Here is an 18,887-nt window from a genome sequence, read left to right on the forward strand (position 1 = left end):
TGCACGCGTTAAACAGCCGAAGAAAATGGCCGTGCGCCTTGCTGCGCACTCAGTAAGGAGTAAAGACGTATGGATTGGCGCCACAAGGCGGTCTGTCGCGACGAGGACCCGGAGCTGTTTTTCCCGGTGGGGAACAGCGGCCCGGCGCTCGCGCAGATCGCTGACGCGAAACTGGTCTGTAATCGGTGCCCGGTGACCACAGAGTGCCTCGGTTGGGCCCTGAACACGGGCCAGGACTCGGGCGTCTGGGGCGGCATGAGCGAAGACGAGCGGCGCGCCCTGAAGCGTCGCAACGCCCGGACAAAGGCCCGCAGCGGGGTTTAACCCGGATAACGCAAAACGGTGCGGCCTCGACGATTGTCGGGGCCGCACTCTTGCGTGCGGGTCGCGCGGCTACAGCAACATCCTGGTCCGGCGCCCGATCGGCACCCGCAACACCACGTCGGTGCCGCGTTCGGAGGCTTCGCTCATCCCCAGCGTGCCGTCCAGCTCCGCCGACACCAGGGTGCGGACGATCTGCAGGCCGAGGCTGTCGGAGGCCTCCAGGCTGAATCCCTCCGGCAGGCCGCGGCCGTCGTCGTGCACCACGACGTCGAGCCAGCGGGCCGAGCGTTCGGCGCGGATCGTCACCGACCCCTCGGCGGCCGCCGGATCGAAGGCGTGCTCGATCGCGTTCTGCACCAGCTCGGTGATCACCATGATCAGCGCCGTGGCCCGGTCGGAGTCCAGCACGCCCAGATCGCCGACCCGGTTGATCCGGATCGGGCGGTCCACCGACGCCACGTCGTTCATGATCGGCAGGATCCGGTCGATCACCTCGTCGAGGTTGACCTGTTCGTCCACCGACATCGACAGCGCGTCGTGCACCAGCGCGATCGACGACACCCGGCGCACCGACTCGATCAGGGCTTCGCGCCCCTCGGGGTTGGTCGTGCGGCGGGCCTGCAGCCGCAACAGCGCGGCCACGGTCTGCAGGTTGTTCTTGACCCGGTGGTGGATCTCGCGGATGGTGGCGTCCTTGGAGATCAGCGCGCGGTCGCGGCGCTTCACCTCGGTGACGTCGCGGATCAGCACCGCCGCGCCGGCGCTGGCGCCGTTGACCACCAGCGGCAGGGTGCGCAGCAGCACGGTCGCCCCGCCGGCGTCGACCTCCATCCGCATGCTCTTGCCGCCGGCCAGCAGGTCCTTGACGTGCTCGGCCATCTCCTGGGCCTCGAACGAATCGGAGATCAGCGGCCGGGTGATCTCGATGAGGTTGTGGCCCTCCAGCTCGGTGGTGAGCCCCATCCGGTGGTAGGCCGACAGCGCGTTGGGGCTGGCGTAGGCGACGACGCCGTTGACGTCGAGGCGGATGAAGCCGTCGCCGGCGCGCGGGGTGGAGCGCGACATGGCCACGTCCCCCACGTCGGGAAAGGTGCCCTCGGCGAGCATGTGGACGAGGTCCGCGGCGCACTCCCGGTAGGCGATCTCCAGCTGGCCCGACGCGCGGTCGGCGGCCACCGCGGTCTGATGCCGGGTCAGCACCGCCACCACGCGCCCGCCGTAGCGCACCGGGGACGCCTCGACGTGAGTGCCGGGCAACCACGAATCTTGTTGGGCCGCAACGTCATCGGCTTTGGCGGCGCCGGAGGCGAAGGTCTCGGCGACCAGCGTCAGCCGCTCGGAGGCCACGACGGTGCCCACCGCGTCGGTTTGCAGCACGGTCGGCGCCGTGTTCGGCCGGCACTGCGCCACGCACACCAGCATGCCGTCGTCGCGGCACACCCACATCAGATAGTCGGCGAAGGACAGGTCGGCCAGCAGCTGCCACTCCCCGACCACCGCGTGCAGGTGGTCGACCGCGTTGCCCGGCAGCATGGTGTGCTCGGCGAGCAGATCACCGAGAGTGGACATCGAATAACTCCCGAGTGGTTCCCCGGGGCTAGCTGATCACCGCGATGAGGTCGCCCGCCTGAATGACGTCACCCACCGACACGCTGACCTTGCTGACGGTGCCACCGACTTCGGCCAGCACGGGAATCTCCATCTTCATCGACTCCAGCAGCACCAGGGTGTCGCCCTTGCCGATCTGGTCACCCTCGTTCACAACGACTTCGAGCACGCTGGCCACGATCTCGGCGCGCACATCCTCGGCCATCTTCACCCCACTCGTTTTCGGCCTCTGCGCAGGCTGGCTGCTGGTTCATCAAGGTTCTATCAGGCCCCGTCAGGCTCACCTACATCGAACCACAGCACCGGCCGCGACGGCGGCACACCGGTCCCGACGGGTCCCGGCGAAGGCTCGCACCGGGGTCCGACGAGGGCTCCGACGAGGGCGAAGTCGGTGCGCGGCGGCGCTCGTGAGACACTGTGCAGCAAGCCAACCGGCGCGCGACGGCCGGTGTGACAAGCAATCGACGGAGGTTTTCGACCGATGGCCAAACGAGGCCGCAAGAAGCGCGACCGCAAGCACAGCAAGGCCAACCACGGCAAGCGGCCCAACTCCTGACGGACGCTACTGCGTGCCCCGGATGATGGTGGTGCGCCGGATTTCCAACCGCAGCCGCTCGCGCAAGCCCTCCGGGGCCTTCTCGCCCTTGCATTTCGTGGCGATCAACGCCTTGATCCGCTCCTCGAGCCCGTAGTGCTTGAAGCAGCCGGGACACGCCTCGAGGTGCCGGCGCAGTTGCTCCCGGGTGTCCGGGCCGCATTCGCCGTCGAGCAGCAGCCAGACCTGGCGGATCACCTCCGCGCAGCCGACGGCGCCGTGGGAATCGTCGTTCGGGCAGGATTCGGACAAGGCGTCGCCTTGCCCGGATGACTCACTCATGACGACACCTCCTCGTGCGTCTGCTGCCCGCGGTTGAAACCGCGCTCCTTGGCCACGTCGGCCAGCAGGCCACGCAGCTGCCGTCGGCCGCGGTGCAGCCGTGACATTACCGTTCCAATCGGCGTATCCATGATCTCGGCGATTTCCTTGTACGGGAAACCCTCGACATCGGCGTAATACACCGCCATCCGGAATTCTTCCGGCAAAGCCTGCAGCGCGTCTTTGATTTCGGAATCCGGCAGCGATTCCAGCGCCTCGACCTCGGCCGAACGCAGCCCGGTCGAGGAATGCTCCGCATTCGACGCCAGCTGCCAATCGGTGATTTCCTCGGTCGGATACTCCGCGGGCTGGCGCTGCTTCTTGCGGTAGCTGTTGATGTAGGTGTTGGTCAGAATGCGGTAGAGCCACGCCTTGAGATTGGTGCCGGCGCGAAACGAGCGGAACCCCGCGTAGGCCTTCACCATCGTTTCCTGCAGCAAATCCTCGGCGTCGGCCGGATTGCGCGTCATCCGCAGCGCACCGCCGTACAGCTGGTCCAGCAGGGGAATCGCGTCGCGCTCGAACCGCGCCGTCAATTCGGCGTCGGTCTCTTCGCGGGCCTCTTCGTGGGCCTCTTCGCGCGTCTCTTCGTGCGCCGCCGGTTCTGCGTGCACCTCGGGGACTTCCGGGCTGGTCACGCCGTCTGGGCCATCTGGAGAATCGGCCATTTCGATAAACCCGGTCCCTTCTGCTGCGGTGTCACCGGAAAGCACCGAAAGCGCCCCCGGACTCGCAAGGAAGCCAGCCAACTGCTCCTCGCCTAACAGGCTCGTCGCCGTTGACACCACGCTGCTCCTCCCAATCTAAAGGCTGCCCCCGACAGTGTCTGCCCGGGTGTGGCCCACCGCACCAAAGACCGATCCCAATACCGATCCAAAGACCGATTGGATCAACAGTGCGCGCGACCGGGCTATTTCCCGCCGGTTTCCGGCCGCATTTCCCGCGGCTTTCCGGGCCCGATCAGACCCCGATCGGACCGGATCCGCCGTGGCGTTAGTGTGACGCCATGTCCCTGAATGGCAAGACCATGTTCATCTCCGGCGCCAGTCGCGGAATCGGCCTGGCGATCGCCAAGCGCGCCGCCCAGGACGGCGCCAACATCGCGCTGATCGCCAAGACGGCCGAGCCGCACCCGAAGCTGCCGGGGACGGTCTACACAGCGGCCAAGGAGCTGGAGGAAGCGGGCGGACAGGCGTTGCCGATCGTGGGCGACGTCCGCGACCCGGAGTCGGTGGAGGCCGCCGTCGCCAAGACCGTCGAGCAGTTCGGCGGTATCGACATCTGCGTCAACAACGCCTCCGCGATCAACCTGGGTTCCATCACCGAGGTGCCGATGAAGCGGTTCGACCTGATGAACGGCATCCAGGTGCGCGGCACCTACGCGGTGTCGCAGGCGTGCATCCCGCACCTGGAGGGCCGGGAGAACCCGCACATCCTGACGCTGTCGCCGCCGGTGCTGCTCGGCAAGGAGTGGTTGAAGCCGACGGCCTACATGATGGCCAAATTCGGTATGACGTTGTGCGCGTTGGGCATCGCCGAGGAGATGCGCGAGGCCGGCATCGCCTCGAACACGCTGTGGCCGCGCACGCTGGTGGCGACGGCCGCGGTGCAGAACCTGCTCGGCGGGGACGAGGCCATGGGCCGGGCCCGCAAGCCCGAGGTGTATTCGGACGCCGCCTACGTCATCCTCAACAAGCCGGCCCGCGAGTTCACCGGCAACATGCTGCTGTGCGAGGACGTGCTGGTGGAATCCGGTGTCACCGACCTGTCGGTGTACAACTGCGTGCCGGGATCCCAACTGGGCGTGGACTTTTGGGTGGACGGCGTCAACCCGCCGGGATACACCGGCCCCTAGGAGCGGCCGTTCGTAGGCCGGTCAGCAGAAGGTGACGACGACCTTGTCGGCGGCGCCGGGAGTACGGGCCAGTTCGAGCGCCTCGCCGACGCGGTCGAACGGAATGGTGTGGCTGACGATCAGCGCGTACTTCTCCCAGTTCCTCACCAGATCGCCGGTCACTTCGAAGATTTCGTCCGGATAACCCATGCTCCCGACGATGGTGATCTCGTTGCTCATCACGTTGATCAGGTCGACGGGCACCGGTTCCTTGTGCACGCCAACGATTCCCAACGTGGCGCCCTTCTTGGCGGCGGCCAGCGCGGTGCTGACGACGGCCGGCGCGCCGGCAGCGTCGAGGTAGATGTCGGTGCCGGCCTTGCCGGGGAACATGCTCTCGCCCGGGCCGTGCAGCTCGACCAGGCGCGCCGCCACGTCTTCTTCGGCGGAGTTGACGACCGCGTCGGCGCCGATCCGCACTGCCTTGTCCAGGCGCCCGGGAATCAGATCGATGACCACGATGTGCTGCACGCCGAGGGATTTGAAGGCCAGCGTGGCGCCCAGCCCGATCGGGCCGGCGCCGAAGACGACGACCTTGTCCGTGGGTCGGGGTTGACAGCGGTTGACGCCGTGGCGCGCGACGGCCATCGGTTCGTTGAGCGCCGCCACCTCCCACGGGATGTGGTCCGGAATGACCTCGAGACTTGTTCCGCGGACGGCGTTTTCGATCAGCAGGTAGTCGGCGAGCGCCCCGCTGGCTCCGCCGTTGCCGATGATGCCGCTGGGCGCGGCCATCGGGTTGATGACGACGTGGTCACCGACGGCCAGCCCGGTCACCTCGGCGCCGACCTCGACGACCTCGCCGGCCGGTTCGTGCCCGAGCGGGGTGTGTCCCTGCCGCGGCGGGACGCCGCCGATGCTGATGTAGAACGCGTCGGAACCGCAGATGCCGCAGGCACGCATCCGCACCAGGACGTCGCGCGGGCCCACACCGGGGCGCTCGACGTCGATGACCTCGGCCCGGTCCGGGCCGGTGACCACGGATGCTTTCACGGCGTGCCTTCCAGTTCAATGTCGAAGGTGTCGAGGTATTCGGCGAAGATCGGCTGGAGCGCTTCGACGGTCAGGCCGTATTCGTCGAGGCGATAGGCGTTGAGCGCGAACCGGTCCTGCGGGTGGTGAGCGAGCCAATTGCGCATGCGCGCTTCGGTTTCGGCGGTCAACGGCTCGTCGGCCCACTCGTAGATGCGCCGCATGACGTCCATCGGGTCGCGCATCATCTCGTGGTAGTACATGTGGAAGAAGCGCTCGTCGCCGATGCGCTCGCGGGCCCGCAGCGGCCGGTCGACGTGGTAGCGCATCTGCCACATCGCCAGCCGGCCCATCTCCGTCTGATCGAGAAGCTCGGTGTTCATCACCAGGCTCTGCGGCAGCCGCCACAGGTTGCACAGCGAACCGGTCGCCTTGTACGGGTCGCGGTGGGCCCAGATCAGCCGGGCGTCCGGGAACACCTTGAGCAGCGCCTCGATGTGCACCGAATGCGACGGCATCTTCAGGCTCCAGCTGCCCGGGGCGGTGGACTGCAGCACCTGCAGGTATCGCTTCTGGTACTCGTAAGTGCTGCTCATGTCGGCCTCGTCGAACAGCCACCGCGCGTAGCGGTCCGTGGGCAGGAAGGAATCCCAGGACAGGCCCTTGAAGTCCTGGTTGTGGATGAACATGTCCTCGGTCGGGCCGTCGGCATCTTCCCAGTGCGGCAGCGGCATTTTCGCCCGCGTCACGGCATCCAGGATCTTGCGCTGCTCGTCCAGCAGGGCCAGGCAGCGCGGGTCGGTGCGCAGCGTCTCGGTGCTCGCCGGCGGGATCGGATGCACGCACTGCCAGTGCAGCAGCGACCGCCGGGCCGGGTCCTGGTCGAGCAGGTAACTGATGACCGTGGTGCCGGTGCGCGGCATGCCGAGCACGATGAGCGGCCGCTCGACCGGCGCGTCGAGCACCTCGGGGTGGTCCTGGATGTAGGCGTGCACCTGTAGGCGCCGGCCCAGCGCGTTGGTGGCGTCGTCGAGGACTCGCTGGCGCCCGAACGGCGTGAAGACCGGCGAGGTGTTGACCTCGTCGACGATCAGCGCCAGGCCCTCTCGCCAAGAGTCGGAGTCGATTTCGCTGAGGCCGGTGCGCTGCGCGGCCAGCTTAAAGACGTCGTCGGCGGTGGTGATGTTGTCGAAGTCGCTCATGGCCCTAGACCGTCAGGTATCCGCCGTCGACCGCAATCGTGCTGCCCGTGATGTACGACGCCGCCTCGGTACACAAAAACAGCGTGGCCCCGGCGCAGTCCGCGGGCGTGCCCGGCCGCCCCAGCGGGGTGTGAAAGCCGATCTCGACGTCCATCACTTCGGGAATTCCCATGGCGGGGTGGGTCATTCGGGTGTCGATCAGCCCGGGGGCGATGGCGTTGACCCGGATCCCGTCGCCGGCCCAGCGGCGGGACAGGTTCATGGTCAGGGCGACCAAGCCCATCTTCGACGACGCGTAGCCGGGGACGAAGACCGCCGAGCGGAACGCCGACATCGAGACGACGTTGACCACACTGGCGCCGCCGGCGGCCCGGCTGGACTTGAGCAGGTCATGACAGCGCATGGTCAGCCGCATCGGGCCGAACATGTTCTGCGCCACCGAGGCGACGTAGCCGTCCGGGTCGTATTCGTCGCCCGCAGGGTAGGGCCCGCCGGCGTTGTTGACCAGTATGTCCAGACCTGACAGTGAGTTCGCCAGAGCGTCAACGGATTCCGGATCCTGGATGTGGCACTGCCGGTAGCTGAACGCACCGAGGTCGATGCCAGGATAGTCGGTGGCCGCGGCGCGGGTTCCGGTCACCGTGACGGCGGCCCCGGAGTCGGCGAAGGCGGTGGCGATCGCGTTGCCGATGCCGCTGGTGCCGCCGGTCACCAGCACCTGGGCGTCGGTGAAGTCGAAGTGGACGGTGTTCATTCCGGGTCCCTCAATTCGCGGATCGATTTGGTGAGCCAGGCTTTCTCCCAGAAGTTTTCGGTGCCGGCCAGCAGCGCCTCGTGGGCGTCGGCGGCGACCGCACGCGCCCGGGCGTGCGCCGGTTCGGCGGCCAGGACGAGGTCGGTGAGATGCAGCGCCTGCACCGGCCGCCCGGCGTCCAGGTGAGCGCGGGCCGCCTCGGCCAGCGTTTCGGCGCCGGCGGCGTCGACCAGGTCGGCCGCGACGGAATCCGGTGGCACACCGTACAACTCGGTAGTGGAGCGGTGCCGGAACCATCCGGTGTACATCTCCCAGATGGCCCGCACATTCCACGAGGTCTTGCCGTACCCCTCGCCGATGTCGAACCGCTCGGGCACCCTGACCTCGCGCATGGCCGTGTACAGGTCGGCGCCGGAATTCATCAGCTCGGCGGTGCGGTCGTGCACGGCCCGCATGGCGTCGCGCATCGCGGTGACTTCCTCGGCGATGCGGTCGGCGCCCTCGATGGGGGCGAAGTGACCGGTGATCAGTCGCTGCGGCCCGAACTCCAGCACGGTGTTCAACGACTCGATGTAGAGAATGGGGTCGCGGTACCGGTCGCCGCGGATGGTCATCAGGTTCGGCACATGGCCGAACAGCGGCCCGAACAGGTTGCCGGTGAACAGGATTCGCTCCTCGGGCAGCCACACCACCAACGCGTCGGTGGTCTCCCCGCCCGGCGTCCACGCCAGCTCGAAGGCGCGCCCGCCGACACGCAGGTTCATGCGCTGGTCGAAGGTAACGGTCGGCTCGGGGAAGGTGAAGTCGAGCGCGGCGGGCTCGATGGTCTTGAAGTGCTCGAGCATGGCGTCGGAGAACTTCTGGAACGCGAACGACGTCTTGGGCACCCGGTAGCCCATCAGCAGCGCGTTGTCGTCGCGCCAGTACCGATAGTTGCGATGCATGACGATGTCGGTGCCACGGTCGTCGCCGTCGTCGCCGTCGTCGGCGCGGTCGCGCAGCGCGTTCACGCCACCCCAGTGGTCGGCGTGTCCCTGGGTGACGATGATGGCCCGCGCCGGACCGGGGACGTCGGCAAATGCCTTGCGGTGCAACGGCCCTTCGAAGACCAGGCCGGTGTTGACGATCACCCGCCCGTCGTCGGTGGCCACCGCATAGGAGTTCGAGACCCCGGGTGACATCCAGACGTCGTCGCCCAGCGGCGTCGCCGGGGCGCCGGTGGCGGCCGCCAGATCGCCGGCTCCGGGTCGCTCCCGGTGAATCCCAGCCATGACTGGCGATCCTCTACAGTTCTAGAGGTAAAGTCAATATGTTGCGGCGGGTTGCGGCGGGTTGCGGCGGGTTGCGGCGGTGAAGGGGATTTCCATGGGTCTTCGCGGTCTGGCGGACAAGGTCGCTGTCGTGGTCGGTGGGGCCACCGGCATCGGTGCGGCGACGGCCGCCCGGCTGGCCGGGGAAGGCTGCCGCGTGATCATCGGCGACGTGGCAGTCGACGCCGCGCGGCAGACGGCCGACCGCATCGCCGCCGCCGGCGGCACGGCGACCCAGGTGGCCTTCGACCTCGCCGACCCGGCGTCGGTCGCCGCCCTGATCGACCGTGCCACAACGACTTACGGCGGCATGGACCTGCTGTTCAACGTGGGCGCCGACATGAGCACCATCCGGGCCGACACCGACGTGGTCGATATCGACTTCGACGTCTGGGACCGGGTGATGACGGTCAGCCTGCGCGGTTATGTGGCCGCCATGAAATACGCCATCCCGCGCATGCTGGACCGCGGCGGAGGGGCCATCGTCAACATGTCATCGGCCGCGGCGTTTCAGGGTGAGCCCGCCCGGCCGGCCTATGCCACCGCGAAAGCCGGCATCGGCGCTCTCACCCGCCACGTCGCGTCGCGGTGGGGCAAGGACAACATCCGGTGCAACGCGGTCGCGCCCGGGTTCACCGCCACCGAGACCATCCGGTCGGTGCCGCAATGGCCGGAGCTGGAAGCCGCCGCGCTCAAGCGAATTCGTGGGCCGCGCGTCGGCGACCCGGCCGACGTCGCCGCGTTGGTCGCGTTTCTGCTCTCCGCCGAGGGTGATTGGATCAACGGTCAGGTCATCAACATCGACGGCGGCACCGTCCTTCGCTGACTCATGGCATCCGACTCCCGATCCCGCAGGCGTGACGGCGACGAACGCCGCCGCCAGCTGTGTGACGCCGCGATCCGGGTGCTCGCCGAGGACGGCTCGCGCGGACTGACGCACGGGCAGGTCGACCGTTACGCCGGCGTCCCCGAGGGCACCACGTCGTACTACTACCGCACCCGTGCCGCGCTGCTGCAGGGAGTCGGCAAGCGGGTGGCCGAGATCGACGTCGCCAACCTGCAGTCGGTGATCGACGAGCCGCTCGATCCGCTGTCGCCGTTCGCGCACCTGGCGCGGCTCACCATGATGCAGGCCAGTGGGCCCGGGCTGATGTTGAACCGGGCGCGCCACGAGCTGCTGCTGGGCGCCGCCCGCGATCCCGGTCTGGCCGAAACCTCGCAGATTTTCGCCGGCCGGATCAACTCGATGGCCCGGGATGCCATCGCTCACCTCCAGCCCGACATCCGCGACCCCGCGCTGTTGGACGCGCAGACCACCGCCGTGACGACGTTCATCGCCGGCGTCTTCACCCGGCTGGCGGCCGGTGACCGCAACGTCGGCGACGCCGAGCAACTCGCCCATCTGCTGGAGGCGGTGGCCACCGCGGTGGCACTGCGGGCGCAGCGAAGTTAGCTTGGCGGCGAAAAGCGCTCCGGGGTCCCCCGCTTCGGCATACCGTTGATGCCGATTCGCGCGCCCACAGGAGGATTCGATGGACATGAAGCGTTGTGCCAAGCGTATTGCCGGTGCCGGCGTGCTGGCGTTGGCCGGGCTGGTGACGATCGGCGTGGGCGTCAGCACCGCCGAGACGATTCAGACCGAGGGCAACTATCCCACCCGGGAGGCATGTCAAGACGCCGGCCCGGGCGTGAAGGCGTCCACGCCGGGGAACTGGAACAACTTCTGGTGCGTTCCGGACCGGAACGTCAACGGCAACTGGAAGTTGGTGCTGAGCAACTGATTCCGCGCCGGTTGGTGGCGGGCCGGCTGGCCAAACCTCAGGGCGTCGGCGCACCGGCCGGGCAGTCGGCGCACGCGTCCTGCCGCTGCCTAAATTCCTTGTGTCACTTTGGTTTCTGTGGTCACATTGCGGGGTTTTTTGAGTTCCTAAGGGGAGTCAAGCTACTTCGGTGGGTTTTATGCTGGGGTGGACGGGCCGGTGAATTGGAGCGCGTAGCGACTCCTGTTGTTCCCGGCCCGTCCTGCCTTTTTGGCGCTGGGAGTAGCGCTTGGAGGCAGCGTTGATGCGAGTCTTCTTGTCGACGGTGTGGTGGGCGCGGACGATGCGGCGTCCTTCTTCGAAGGTGATGGGTCGTCCGTCGGTGTCGCGCAGCACGTAGTGCGCTCCGGCGCGCCAGCAGGTGGCGATGCGGGTGAGCAGGATGGTGGCAATGTGGCAGATCGCCGAATCGTGGTGGCGCTCGGTGCTCATCAGGCGTTTGTATTTCGCGGCCAGTTGCGGGTCGCTCTTGCGGGCTTGGTCAGCGGCGGCGAAGAGGGCTTCGCGCAGCAGCGGGTCACCGGCTTTGGTGAGTCCGTGGCGCTGTTCTGCTTGTCCGGACTGGTTGACCTTGGGGACGAGGCCGGAGTAGGCGCGGATGGCGGCTAGGGAGTGGAACCGGTGCGGGTCGCCGATGCGGCCGGCGATGACCGCACAGGTGACGGGCCCGACGCCGGGTGCTGAGGCGATGATGCCGCGCGGGTCGGCCTCGGCGTAGAGGTTGGCGGCGCGCTCGTCGAGGTCGTCGATCTGCTCGGTGAGCATCTGGGCTTGCTCGGCTTCGGTAGCGATGTCGGCGGCCAGTTCGGCGAAGTCGATGCGGGCATTAGCGCCAGATCCCCATAGCTGCAGCGATTCTTGGGCGGCGGTCAACAGCAGGGTGGCGTGTGGTTCGCGCCAGGCGCCGCGGGAGTGGCGGATCAGGAAGCGGGTCAGGCGGGCATGGCCGAGACGGATCAGGCTGTGCGGGTCGGCGTAGCGGGCCAGCAGTGCCAGCGCGGCCTTGCCATAGTTGGATCCCAGCGCGTCGTACCAGGCTGGACCGAGGAGCTCGAGCTGGGCGTCAAGGCGCTGGAAGACTGCGGTGCGGCGCTTGACGATCGAGGAGCGGATCTTGACCAGGCGCCGCAGCGGTTCGCCGGGCCCGTCGCCGCTGTGGTCACGCAGCCCCTCTGGATGCAGCAAGGGCAACCGGGCCAACAGCTTGGAGTCCAGATGGTCATTTTTGGTGTGCTTGGAGTAGTAGGCGCGCAGGTCTGCTGACTGGGTGGTGGGCACCATCGAGATCCGGGCGCCGTGATGACGAAACCAGGATGCCAGCGGAACCCATGCGTTGCGGGTGGGCTCCATCACCACCCGCACGGTGTCTTGCTCGCTGAGTCCGATTACTTTCCAGAGCTTTTCGAGGTCGGCGGGCCGGGTGAAGAACTTTCGTCCGGTCCACACATACGTCCCATCGGGACGGGCCAGCGATGCTTGATGAGCAGCCCGGCACGCCACGTCGATACCCAAAATCAGTTCCACGCACATCCTTTCGACGGATCCAGGTCAGTCCCCGGCTCCGACGGGCATGGCCCAGACATTCCGCAAGCAGAAGTCCGCTCCCGAGCGGCTCCAAGTTCCCGAACAGGGACACCGGTCGGCACCTGAGACGCGCCGCGGACGACCACTCAAAAATCAGGAATCACCAGGTGTTCCGGTCGGTGGCCTCGGCCGTCCGCGGACGCCCACTAAACCTAAATGTCGGTGGGCTCGCCTAGTTTGCGAGGTATGAGTAGTGATCGGGAGGCGGTGTCGGCGGCGTTCGACGCCATCGATGCCGCCTTGGACGATCTGCTCGACTGCGACTACGCCGCGTTGGCCACGCGCGAGAAGTTGGCGTTGCTGACCCGCTGCGAGGAACTGCGCCGGCGGCTGCCCGCGGTCGAGCATCCACTGATCAACGCGCTGGCCCGCGACGCCAGCCCGGCGGAGTTGGGTGGCCGGCTTTCGCACGCGATCGCCGAGGCCACCCTGATCAGCCGCGCCGAGGCCGCCCGGCGGGTACACACCGCCGCCGACCTGAGCCCCCGCGTCGGGCTGACCGGGGAACCGTTGCCGCCGCTGCTGGCGGCCACCGCCGCGCGGCAACGAGAGGGGTCGTTGGGTCCCGAGCAGGTGGCCGTGATCCGTAAGTTCTGCCACCAGCTGCCCGGCTGGATCGACCAGGCAACCCGCGAGCGCGCCGAAACCGACCTGGCCAGGGAAGGCACCCGGTATCGGCCCGAACACCTCGCCGCGTTGGCCGGCACGCTGGCCGATTGCCTCAACCCCGACGGCCTCTACCGCGACGAAGACCGCGCCCGCCGCCGCAGCCTCACCCTCGGCAACCAACACGCCGACGGCATGTCCGAACTCCGCGGACTACTGACCCCCGAACTACGTGCCACCCTCGAAGCCGTGCTGGCCAAACTCGCCGCCCCCGGCATGTGCAACCCCCTCGACGAAAACCCGTGCGTGGACGGCACGCCTACCGAGCAGGCCATCGACGGGGACACCCGCTCGGCGGCCCAGCGCAACCACGATGGGCTGCTGGCCGGCCTGCGCGCCCTGCTGGCCTCAGGAAACCTCGGCCAACACAACGGGCTACCGGCCTCCATCATCGTCACCACCACCCTGGCCGACCTCGAAACCGCCGCCGGGCGGGGCCTCACCGGCGGGGGCACCCTGCTGCCCATGTCCGATGTGATCCGGCTATCCCGCCACGCCCACCACTACCTCGCGATCTTCGACCACGGCAAAGCCCTGGCCCTGTATCACACCAAACGCCTGGCCTCCCCCGCACAGCGCATCGTGTTATACGCCAAAGACCGCGGCTGCACCGCCCCCGGCTGCACCGTCCCCGGCTACTACGCCGAAGTGCACCACTGCACCGACTACGCCACCTGCCACACCACCAACATCAACGACCTGACCTTCGCCTGCGGACCCCACCACCGCCTCCTGCAACCCGGCGCCTGGACCACCCACAAAAACACACGCGGCGAAACCCAATGGCTCCCACCACCCCACCTAGACCGAAACCAACCCCGCACCAACACCTTCCACCACCCCGAAAAACTCCTACAGGGTGAGGACGGGGGTGAAGACGACGACGGCGATGACGACGAGGCGGCGTAGCGCTCGACGGCGCTAGAGAAGCCGAGCCTGCTCGGGCTCCGGCTTGGCCGGCTCGAGCAACTCCGGGCCGTTGTTGCGGACGTTGTTGACCAGCGTGGAGACCTCGCGCATGCGGATGGCGTGCACGTCGGGCGGGCGGGTCAGCAGCTCCTCGTCGACCGGGGCGTCGGGATCGAGCCAGCGGTCCCAGTCCCGCTCGGGCATCACCAACGGCATCCGATCGTGGATCTGCGCGAGTTCCCCGGGCGCGTCGGTGGTGATGATCGTGCAGCTCAACAGGGGCGGTGCGTCCTTGGCCGGCTTCCAGACCGACCACAGGCCCGCCATGAACAGCGGCTCGCCGTCCTCGGAGTACATGAAGAACGGCGTCTTGCGGGGCTTTTTACCGGCCGCGGCGTCGGAGTTGATCCGCCACTCGTAGTAGCCGTCCATCGGGATCAGGCACCGCTTGGACTTGGCGCTGACCCGGAAGGCGGGTGAGCTGGTGACCTTGTCGGCGCGGGCGTTGATCAGCATCGGCCCCTTGGTCTCGGGCGCACCGTCCCGTCCGGCTTTGGCCCACGGCGGCACCAATCCCCAGCGCATCAGCCGCACCCGTCGCGTCGGCTCGTCCTCGGGCTCGGAATGGCGGCTGACCACCGTGGCGATGGTCGACGTCGGCGCCACGTTGTAGTTGGGAGCCGTGTCGCTCGGGGCGGCGCCGGTGGTCTCGTCGATCGCCTTGATCTTCTGGGCCAGCTGCGCCGGATCGGTGGTGACCGCAAACCGTCCGCACATGACTCCCATGGTGGCAGAGCCACCGGGTACGGGTCCGTGGCAGAGCCACGCAGTGCTATCCGTGGCAGAGCCACGCAGTGCTATTGGGCCCGAAAACGGTGACAGGCGATGATGGACCGGTGACTACGTGGACGGCCCCCCTCGCACCGCAACCGGTGCACGCGACCGTGACCGTTCCGGGTTCGAAGTCGCAGACCAACCGGGCCCTGGTGCTGGCGGCGCTGGCCGCCGCCCAGGGCCGGGGCACCCCGACCCTCAGCGGGGCGCTGCGCAGCCGCGACACCGACCTGATGATCGGCGCGCTGCGCACCCTGGGCCTGCGCGTCGACGGGACAGGCCCGGCACTGACCGTCAGCGGCCATATCGCGCCCGGACCACACGCCCGAGTCGACTGCGGGCTGGCCGGAACGGTGCTGCGGTTCGTTCCGCCCCTGGCGGCGCTGGCCGACGCGGTGGTGGAGTTTGACGGCGACGAGCAGGCCCGGGCCCGGCCGATCGCGCCGCTGCTGGACGCGCTGCGCGGGCTCGGCGTGCGCATCGAAGGCACCGCCCTGCCGTTCCGGGTGCACGGCAGCGGCGCGCTCGCCGGGGGCACCGTGGCCATCGACGCGTCGGCCTCCTCGCAGTTCGTCTCCGGGCTGTTGCTCTGCGCGGCCTCCTTCACCGAGGGCCTGACCGTGCAGCACACCGGCGCGGCGCTGCCGTCGGCCCCGCACATCGCGATGACGGTGGCGATGCTGCGCCAGGCCGGCGTCGACGTCGACGACTCGGTCCCCAACCGCTGGCAGGTACGGCCGGGGCCGGTCGCGGCCCGGCACTGGGAGGTGGAACCGGACCTGACCAACGCCGTTCCGTTCCTGGCGGCGGCCGTGGTCAGCGGCGGCACCGTGCGCATCACCGGCTGGCCGGCCGACAGCGTGCAACCCGCCGACAATATCCTGAGCGTGTTGGGCAAGCTGAATGCCGTTGTCTCCCGGACTGATTCGTCTCTGGAGGTGCGCGGCTCCGGGAGCTATGACGGTTTCGACGTCGACCTGCGCGCGGTCGGCGAGCTGACACCGTCGGTGGCCGCCCTGGCGGCGCTGGCCACGCCGGGATCGGTGTCGCGGCTGTCCGGCATCGCGCACCTGCGCGGCCACGAGACCGACCGGCTGGCCGCGCTGAGCGCCGAGATCAACCGCCTCGGCGGCGACTGCACCGAAACACCCGACGGCCTGGTGATCACCGCGACGCCGTTGCACTCCGGGGTGTGGCACGCCTACGCCGATCACCGGATGGCGATGGCCGGTGCGATCGTCGGGCTGCGGGTGGCCGGGGTCCGAGTCGACGACATCGGCGCCACCAGCAAGACGCTGCCGGACTTTCCGCGGCTGTGGGCCCGCATGCTGGACACCAGCCTGCCGGACGGGGAAGAGCACGGCATGTGAGGCCCGGCGACTACGACGAGTCCGACGTCAAGATCCGCTCCGGCCGCGGTTCCCGGCCGCGCACCAAGACCCGTCCCGAGCACGCCGACGCGCGGGCCGCCATGGTGGTCAGCGTCGACCGCGGCCGCTGGGGATGCGTGCTGGGCGGCGACCCGGACCGCCGGGTCACCGCGATGCGGGCGCGCGAACTCGGTCGCACGCCGATCGTGGTCGGCGATGACGTCGACGTCGTGGGCGACCTGTCCGGGCGGCCGGACACGCTGGCCCGCATCGTGCGTCGCGGCGAGCGCCGAACGGTGTTGCGGCGCACCGCCGATGACACCGATCCGACCGAGCGGGTGGTGGTCGCCAACGCCGACCAGCTGCTGATCGTGGTGGCGCTGGCCGATCCGCCGCCGCGCACCGGCCTGGTGGACCGGGCGCTGATCGCCGCCTACGCCGGCGGGCTGGTGCCGATCCTGTGCCTGACCAAGACCGACCTGGCCCCGCCGGAGCCGTTCGCGCAGCAGTTCGCCGACCTCGACCTGACCGTGGTGGCCGCGGGCCGCGACGATCCCCTGCCCGCGGTGGCCGACCTGCTCGCGGGCAAGATCACCGTGCTGCTCGGGCATTCCGGCGTCGGCAAGTCGACGTTGGTGAACCGCCTGGTGCCCGACGCGGACCGGGCCGTCGGCGCGGTGACCGAGATCGGCAAGGGGCGGCACACCTCGACACAGTCGGTGGCGCTGCCGTTGACCGAGCGGCTGGGCACCACCGGCTGGGTGATCGACACGCCGGGCATCCGGTCCTTCGGCCTGGCCCACATCCAGCCCGACGACGTCGTGATGGCGTTCTCGGACCTGGCGGAGGCCATCGCGGACTGCCCGCGCGGCTGCGGGCACATGGGACCGCCCGCCGACCCCGAATGCGCCCTGGACACGCTGACCGGACCCGCCGCCCGCCGCGTCGCCGCCGCCCGACGGCTGCTGGACGCGCTCAACCAGACTTCTTAGCCAACCGCATACCCAGTTCGTCGGGCGGCACCAAATGCCCTTCGGCGCAACGGATTTCGACGCCGACCTCGGTGCCGCAGCCCACGTGGGTCAGCTGCAACCGGTGACGCCCCGGCAGATGACGCCGGCCCCACTCGAACATCGCCCACACCACCGGCATGAAGTCGATTCCGGCCTGGGTGAGCACGTACTCGTCGCGGCTGCGCTGCCCGGGTTCCCGATACGGCCGCCGTTTCAGCAGCCCGAGCTCGACCAGCTCCGCCAGCCGCGCGGAAGTGGCCGCCTTGGTGATGCCCACCCGCCGGGCGAAGTCGTCGAACCGGGTGGTGCCGTAGTACGCCTCGCGCATGATCAGCATCGCGGACTTGGTGCCGACGACGGCCATCGTCTTCTCGATCGCGCACTCCCCCACCGCCGACCAGGCATCGCGGTCGGCCAGCGGCCCCTGCAGCAGTGTCATCCAAATCACCTCCTCGGCTGAGTTGCTTTAAGCATACCGAGGTGCTTATCTGAGTATAGTCGAATATATCCAGACCTGGACTCGAGGAGGAGCCATGAACCGCGACGCCGTCATCGTCGGAGCCGTCCGCACCCCGATCGGCAAGGGCAAGGCCAGTGGTGCGCTGCACGACGTGTTGCCCGCCGACCTGCTGGCCCACAGCCTGCGGGAGCTGGTGGCGCGCACCGGAGTCGATCCGGCGCAGATCGACGACGTCATCGCCGGCGCCGTCACCCAGGTCGGCGACCAGGCGGTCAACATCGCACGAAACGCGTTGCTGGGAGCGGGTTTCCCGGAGTCGGTTCCCGGTGTCACCATCGACCGCCAGTGCGGCAGCAGCCAGCAGGCGATCAGCTTCGCGGCCCAGGGCGTCATCGCCGGCGCCTATGACGTGGTGATCGCCGCCGGGGTGGAGTCGACGGGCCGCGTCCCGATGGGCTCCCAGGTGCTGCCCGGCAGCAACCCGTTCGGCGAGGCGATGAACGCCCGCTATCCCGAAGGCCTGGTGCCGCAAGGGATCAGCGCCGAACTGATCGCCGCGAAGTGGGGATTCTCGCGCACCCAGCTCGACGAGTTCTCCGCCGCCAGCCACGAGAAGGCCGCCCGCGCCACCAAGGACGGGCTGTTCGACAACGAGCTCATCCCGATCGCCGGGCTGGCCACCGACGAGTTCATCCGGCCCGGGACCACGGTGCAGACGCTGGCCGGACTACAGCCCGCGTTCTACAGCGAAGCCACCGAAGCCCGCTTCCCGCAGATCAATTGGGAGATCACGGCCGGCAACTCCTCGCCGCTGTCCGACGGCAGCGCCGCGGTGCTGATCACCAGCAGCGAGACCGCCGCACGACTGGGTCTGCGGCCGCTGGCCCGGATCCACACCACCGCCGTGGTCGGCTCCGACCCGCTCTACATGCTGACCGGCGTGATTCCGGCCACCGAGAAGGTGCTGTCGAAGGCGGGCCTGACGCTGGCCGACATCGACCTGTTCGAGGTGAACGAGGCGTTCGCCCCCGTCGTGCTGGCCTGGGCGCAGGACACCGGCGCGGATCTGGACAAGACCAACGTCAACGGCGGGGCGATCGCGATCGGACATCCGTTGGGGGCCAGCGGCGCCCGCATCATGACCACTCTGGTCAACGCGCTGGAGCAACGCGGCGGAAGGTATGGCCTGCAGACGATGTGCGAGGGCGGCGGCATGGCCAACGCCACCATCATCGAGCGGTTGAGTTAGGC

General features: G+C 68.6%; 21 protein-coding genes. 10 read left to right on the forward strand and 11 right to left on the reverse strand.

Going from position 1 to position 18,887, the window contains the following annotated elements:
- Nucleotides 1-69: 69 nt before the first annotated feature.
- Nucleotides 70-324, forward strand: a complete 255-nt coding sequence (gene whiB1 / locus MAA44156_RS17960; protein ID WP_003874607.1) for a transcriptional regulator WhiB1 — start codon at nt 70-72, stop codon at nt 322-324.
- Between the two features lie 69 nt (nt 325-393).
- On the opposite strand, the gene MAA44156_RS17965 is transcribed toward whiB1, so the two are convergent.
- Nucleotides 394-1,893, reverse strand: coding sequence for a sensor histidine kinase (locus tag MAA44156_RS17965; RefSeq protein ID WP_009978684.1), 1,500 nt, complete (start codon nt 1,891-1,893; stop codon nt 394-396).
- A gap of 28 nt (nt 1,894-1,921) precedes the next feature.
- Entirely contained in the window at nt 1,922-2,137 is a 216-nt protein-coding gene (locus MAA44156_RS17970; RefSeq protein ID WP_003874604.1) for a biotin/lipoyl-binding carrier protein, read from the reverse strand.
- 276 nt (nt 2,138-2,413) lie between these two features.
- Here MAA44156_RS17970 and MAA44156_RS23810 point away from each other — a divergent pair, with 276 nt between their 5' ends.
- Complete coding sequence (locus MAA44156_RS23810; protein ID WP_085976515.1) at nt 2,414-2,488, forward strand: 50S ribosomal protein bL37; 75 nt, start codon at nt 2,414-2,416, stop codon at nt 2,486-2,488.
- A gap of 6 nt (nt 2,489-2,494) precedes the next feature.
- Here the strand turns inward: MAA44156_RS23810 and rsrA are convergent, their stop codons facing one another.
- Nucleotides 2,495-2,809, reverse strand: coding sequence for a mycothiol system anti-sigma-R factor (rsrA, locus tag MAA44156_RS17980; protein ID WP_010949924.1), 315 nt, complete (start codon nt 2,807-2,809; stop codon nt 2,495-2,497).
- Nucleotides 2,806-3,516: a sigma-70 family RNA polymerase sigma factor gene (locus MAA44156_RS17985; protein ID WP_227974642.1), complete on the reverse strand. Its 711-nt coding sequence runs from the start codon at nt 3,514-3,516 to the stop codon at nt 2,806-2,808. Before MAA44156_RS17985 ends, rsrA begins: the two co-directional genes overlap by 4 nt.
- Nucleotides 3,517-3,854: 338 nt before the next feature.
- On the opposite strand from MAA44156_RS17985, the gene MAA44156_RS17990 reads away from it, so the two are divergent.
- A complete protein-coding gene (locus MAA44156_RS17990; RefSeq protein ID WP_009978688.1) occupies nt 3,855-4,703 on the forward strand; it encodes an SDR family oxidoreductase in 849 nt (282 codons plus the stop codon).
- A gap of 21 nt (nt 4,704-4,724) precedes the next feature.
- Here the strand turns inward: MAA44156_RS17990 and MAA44156_RS17995 are convergent, their stop codons facing one another.
- From MAA44156_RS17995 to MAA44156_RS18010, 4 genes are read right to left on the reverse strand one after another with little or no spacing between them, the layout of a single operon-like run.
- Nucleotides 4,725-5,735, reverse strand: coding sequence for a zinc-dependent alcohol dehydrogenase (locus tag MAA44156_RS17995; protein WP_009978689.1), 1,011 nt, complete (start codon nt 5,733-5,735; stop codon nt 4,725-4,727).
- Complete coding sequence (locus tag MAA44156_RS18000; RefSeq protein WP_003878916.1) at nt 5,732-6,916, reverse strand: sulfotransferase family protein; 1,185 nt, start codon at nt 6,914-6,916, stop codon at nt 5,732-5,734. Before MAA44156_RS18000 ends, MAA44156_RS17995 begins: the two co-directional genes overlap by 4 nt.
- Nucleotides 6,917-6,920: 4 nt before the next feature.
- Complete coding sequence (locus MAA44156_RS18005; protein ID WP_009978690.1) at nt 6,921-7,670, reverse strand: SDR family NAD(P)-dependent oxidoreductase; 750 nt, start codon at nt 7,668-7,670, stop codon at nt 6,921-6,923.
- The gene (locus MAA44156_RS18010; protein ID WP_009978691.1) at nt 7,667-8,941 is read right to left on the reverse strand and encodes an alkyl sulfatase dimerization domain-containing protein; all 1,275 of its coding nucleotides are present in this window, start codon (nt 8,939-8,941) and stop codon (nt 7,667-7,669) included. Before MAA44156_RS18010 ends, MAA44156_RS18005 begins: the two co-directional genes overlap by 4 nt.
- 94 nt (nt 8,942-9,035) lie before the next feature.
- Here MAA44156_RS18010 and MAA44156_RS18015 point away from each other — a divergent pair, with 94 nt between their 5' ends.
- The 3 genes from MAA44156_RS18015 (at nt 9,036) to MAA44156_RS18025 (ending at nt 10,761) form a co-directional block, all read left to right on the forward strand.
- Entirely contained in the window at nt 9,036-9,806 is a 771-nt protein-coding gene (locus tag MAA44156_RS18015; RefSeq protein WP_009978692.1) for an SDR family NAD(P)-dependent oxidoreductase, read from the forward strand.
- Between the two features lie 3 nt (nt 9,807-9,809).
- Nucleotides 9,810-10,433 carry a TetR/AcrR family transcriptional regulator gene (locus MAA44156_RS18020; RefSeq protein WP_009978693.1) on the forward strand — a complete coding sequence of 208 codons (624 nt, stop codon included), beginning with the start codon at nt 9,810-9,812 and terminating at the stop codon, nt 10,431-10,433.
- Between the two features lie 79 nt (nt 10,434-10,512).
- Nucleotides 10,513-10,761: a hypothetical protein gene (locus MAA44156_RS18025; RefSeq protein ID WP_023879541.1), complete on the forward strand. Its 249-nt coding sequence runs from the start codon at nt 10,513-10,515 to the stop codon at nt 10,759-10,761.
- A gap of 156 nt (nt 10,762-10,917) precedes the next feature.
- Here the strand turns inward: MAA44156_RS18025 and MAA44156_RS18030 are convergent, their stop codons facing one another.
- Nucleotides 10,918-12,330, reverse strand: coding sequence for an IS110 family RNA-guided transposase (locus tag MAA44156_RS18030; RefSeq protein ID WP_080555769.1), 1,413 nt, complete (start codon nt 12,328-12,330; stop codon nt 10,918-10,920).
- 240 nt (nt 12,331-12,570) lie between these two features.
- Here MAA44156_RS18030 and MAA44156_RS18035 point away from each other — a divergent pair, with 240 nt between their 5' ends.
- On the forward strand, nt 12,571-13,959 hold the full coding sequence (locus MAA44156_RS18035; RefSeq protein ID WP_121035709.1) for an HNH endonuclease signature motif containing protein: 1,389 nt from the start codon (nt 12,571-12,573) through the stop codon (nt 13,957-13,959).
- Between the two features lie 12 nt (nt 13,960-13,971).
- Here MAA44156_RS18035 and MAA44156_RS18040 read toward each other — a convergent pair whose 3' ends face one another.
- Entirely contained in the window at nt 13,972-14,736 is a 765-nt protein-coding gene (locus tag MAA44156_RS18040; RefSeq protein WP_009978697.1) for an SOS response-associated peptidase, read from the reverse strand.
- A gap of 119 nt (nt 14,737-14,855) precedes the next feature.
- On the opposite strand from MAA44156_RS18040, the gene aroA reads away from it, so the two are divergent.
- A complete protein-coding gene (gene aroA, locus MAA44156_RS18045; protein ID WP_023879539.1) occupies nt 14,856-16,163 on the forward strand; it encodes a 3-phosphoshikimate 1-carboxyvinyltransferase in 1,308 nt (435 codons plus the stop codon).
- Complete coding sequence (gene rsgA, locus MAA44156_RS18050; RefSeq protein ID WP_009978701.1) at nt 16,160-17,155, forward strand: ribosome small subunit-dependent GTPase A; 996 nt, start codon at nt 16,160-16,162, stop codon at nt 17,153-17,155. The genes aroA and rsgA overlap by 4 nt, the downstream gene beginning before the upstream one ends.
- Here rsgA and MAA44156_RS18055 read toward each other — a convergent pair.
- Nucleotides 17,139-17,615: a winged helix-turn-helix transcriptional regulator gene (locus MAA44156_RS18055; protein ID WP_009978703.1), complete on the reverse strand. Its 477-nt coding sequence runs from the start codon at nt 17,613-17,615 to the stop codon at nt 17,139-17,141. The genes rsgA and MAA44156_RS18055 overlap by 17 nt on opposite strands.
- A gap of 94 nt (nt 17,616-17,709) precedes the next feature.
- On the opposite strand from MAA44156_RS18055, the gene MAA44156_RS18060 reads away from it, so the two are divergent.
- Nucleotides 17,710-18,885, forward strand: coding sequence for a thiolase family protein (locus MAA44156_RS18060; protein ID WP_009978705.1), 1,176 nt, complete (start codon nt 17,710-17,712; stop codon nt 18,883-18,885).
- Nucleotides 18,886-18,887 lie beyond the last annotated feature (2 nt).

Origin of the sequence: Mycobacterium avium subsp. avium (assembly GCF_009741445.1) — a bacterium.
GTDB classification, from domain to species: domain Bacteria; phylum Actinomycetota; class Actinomycetes; order Mycobacteriales; family Mycobacteriaceae; genus Mycobacterium; species Mycobacterium avium.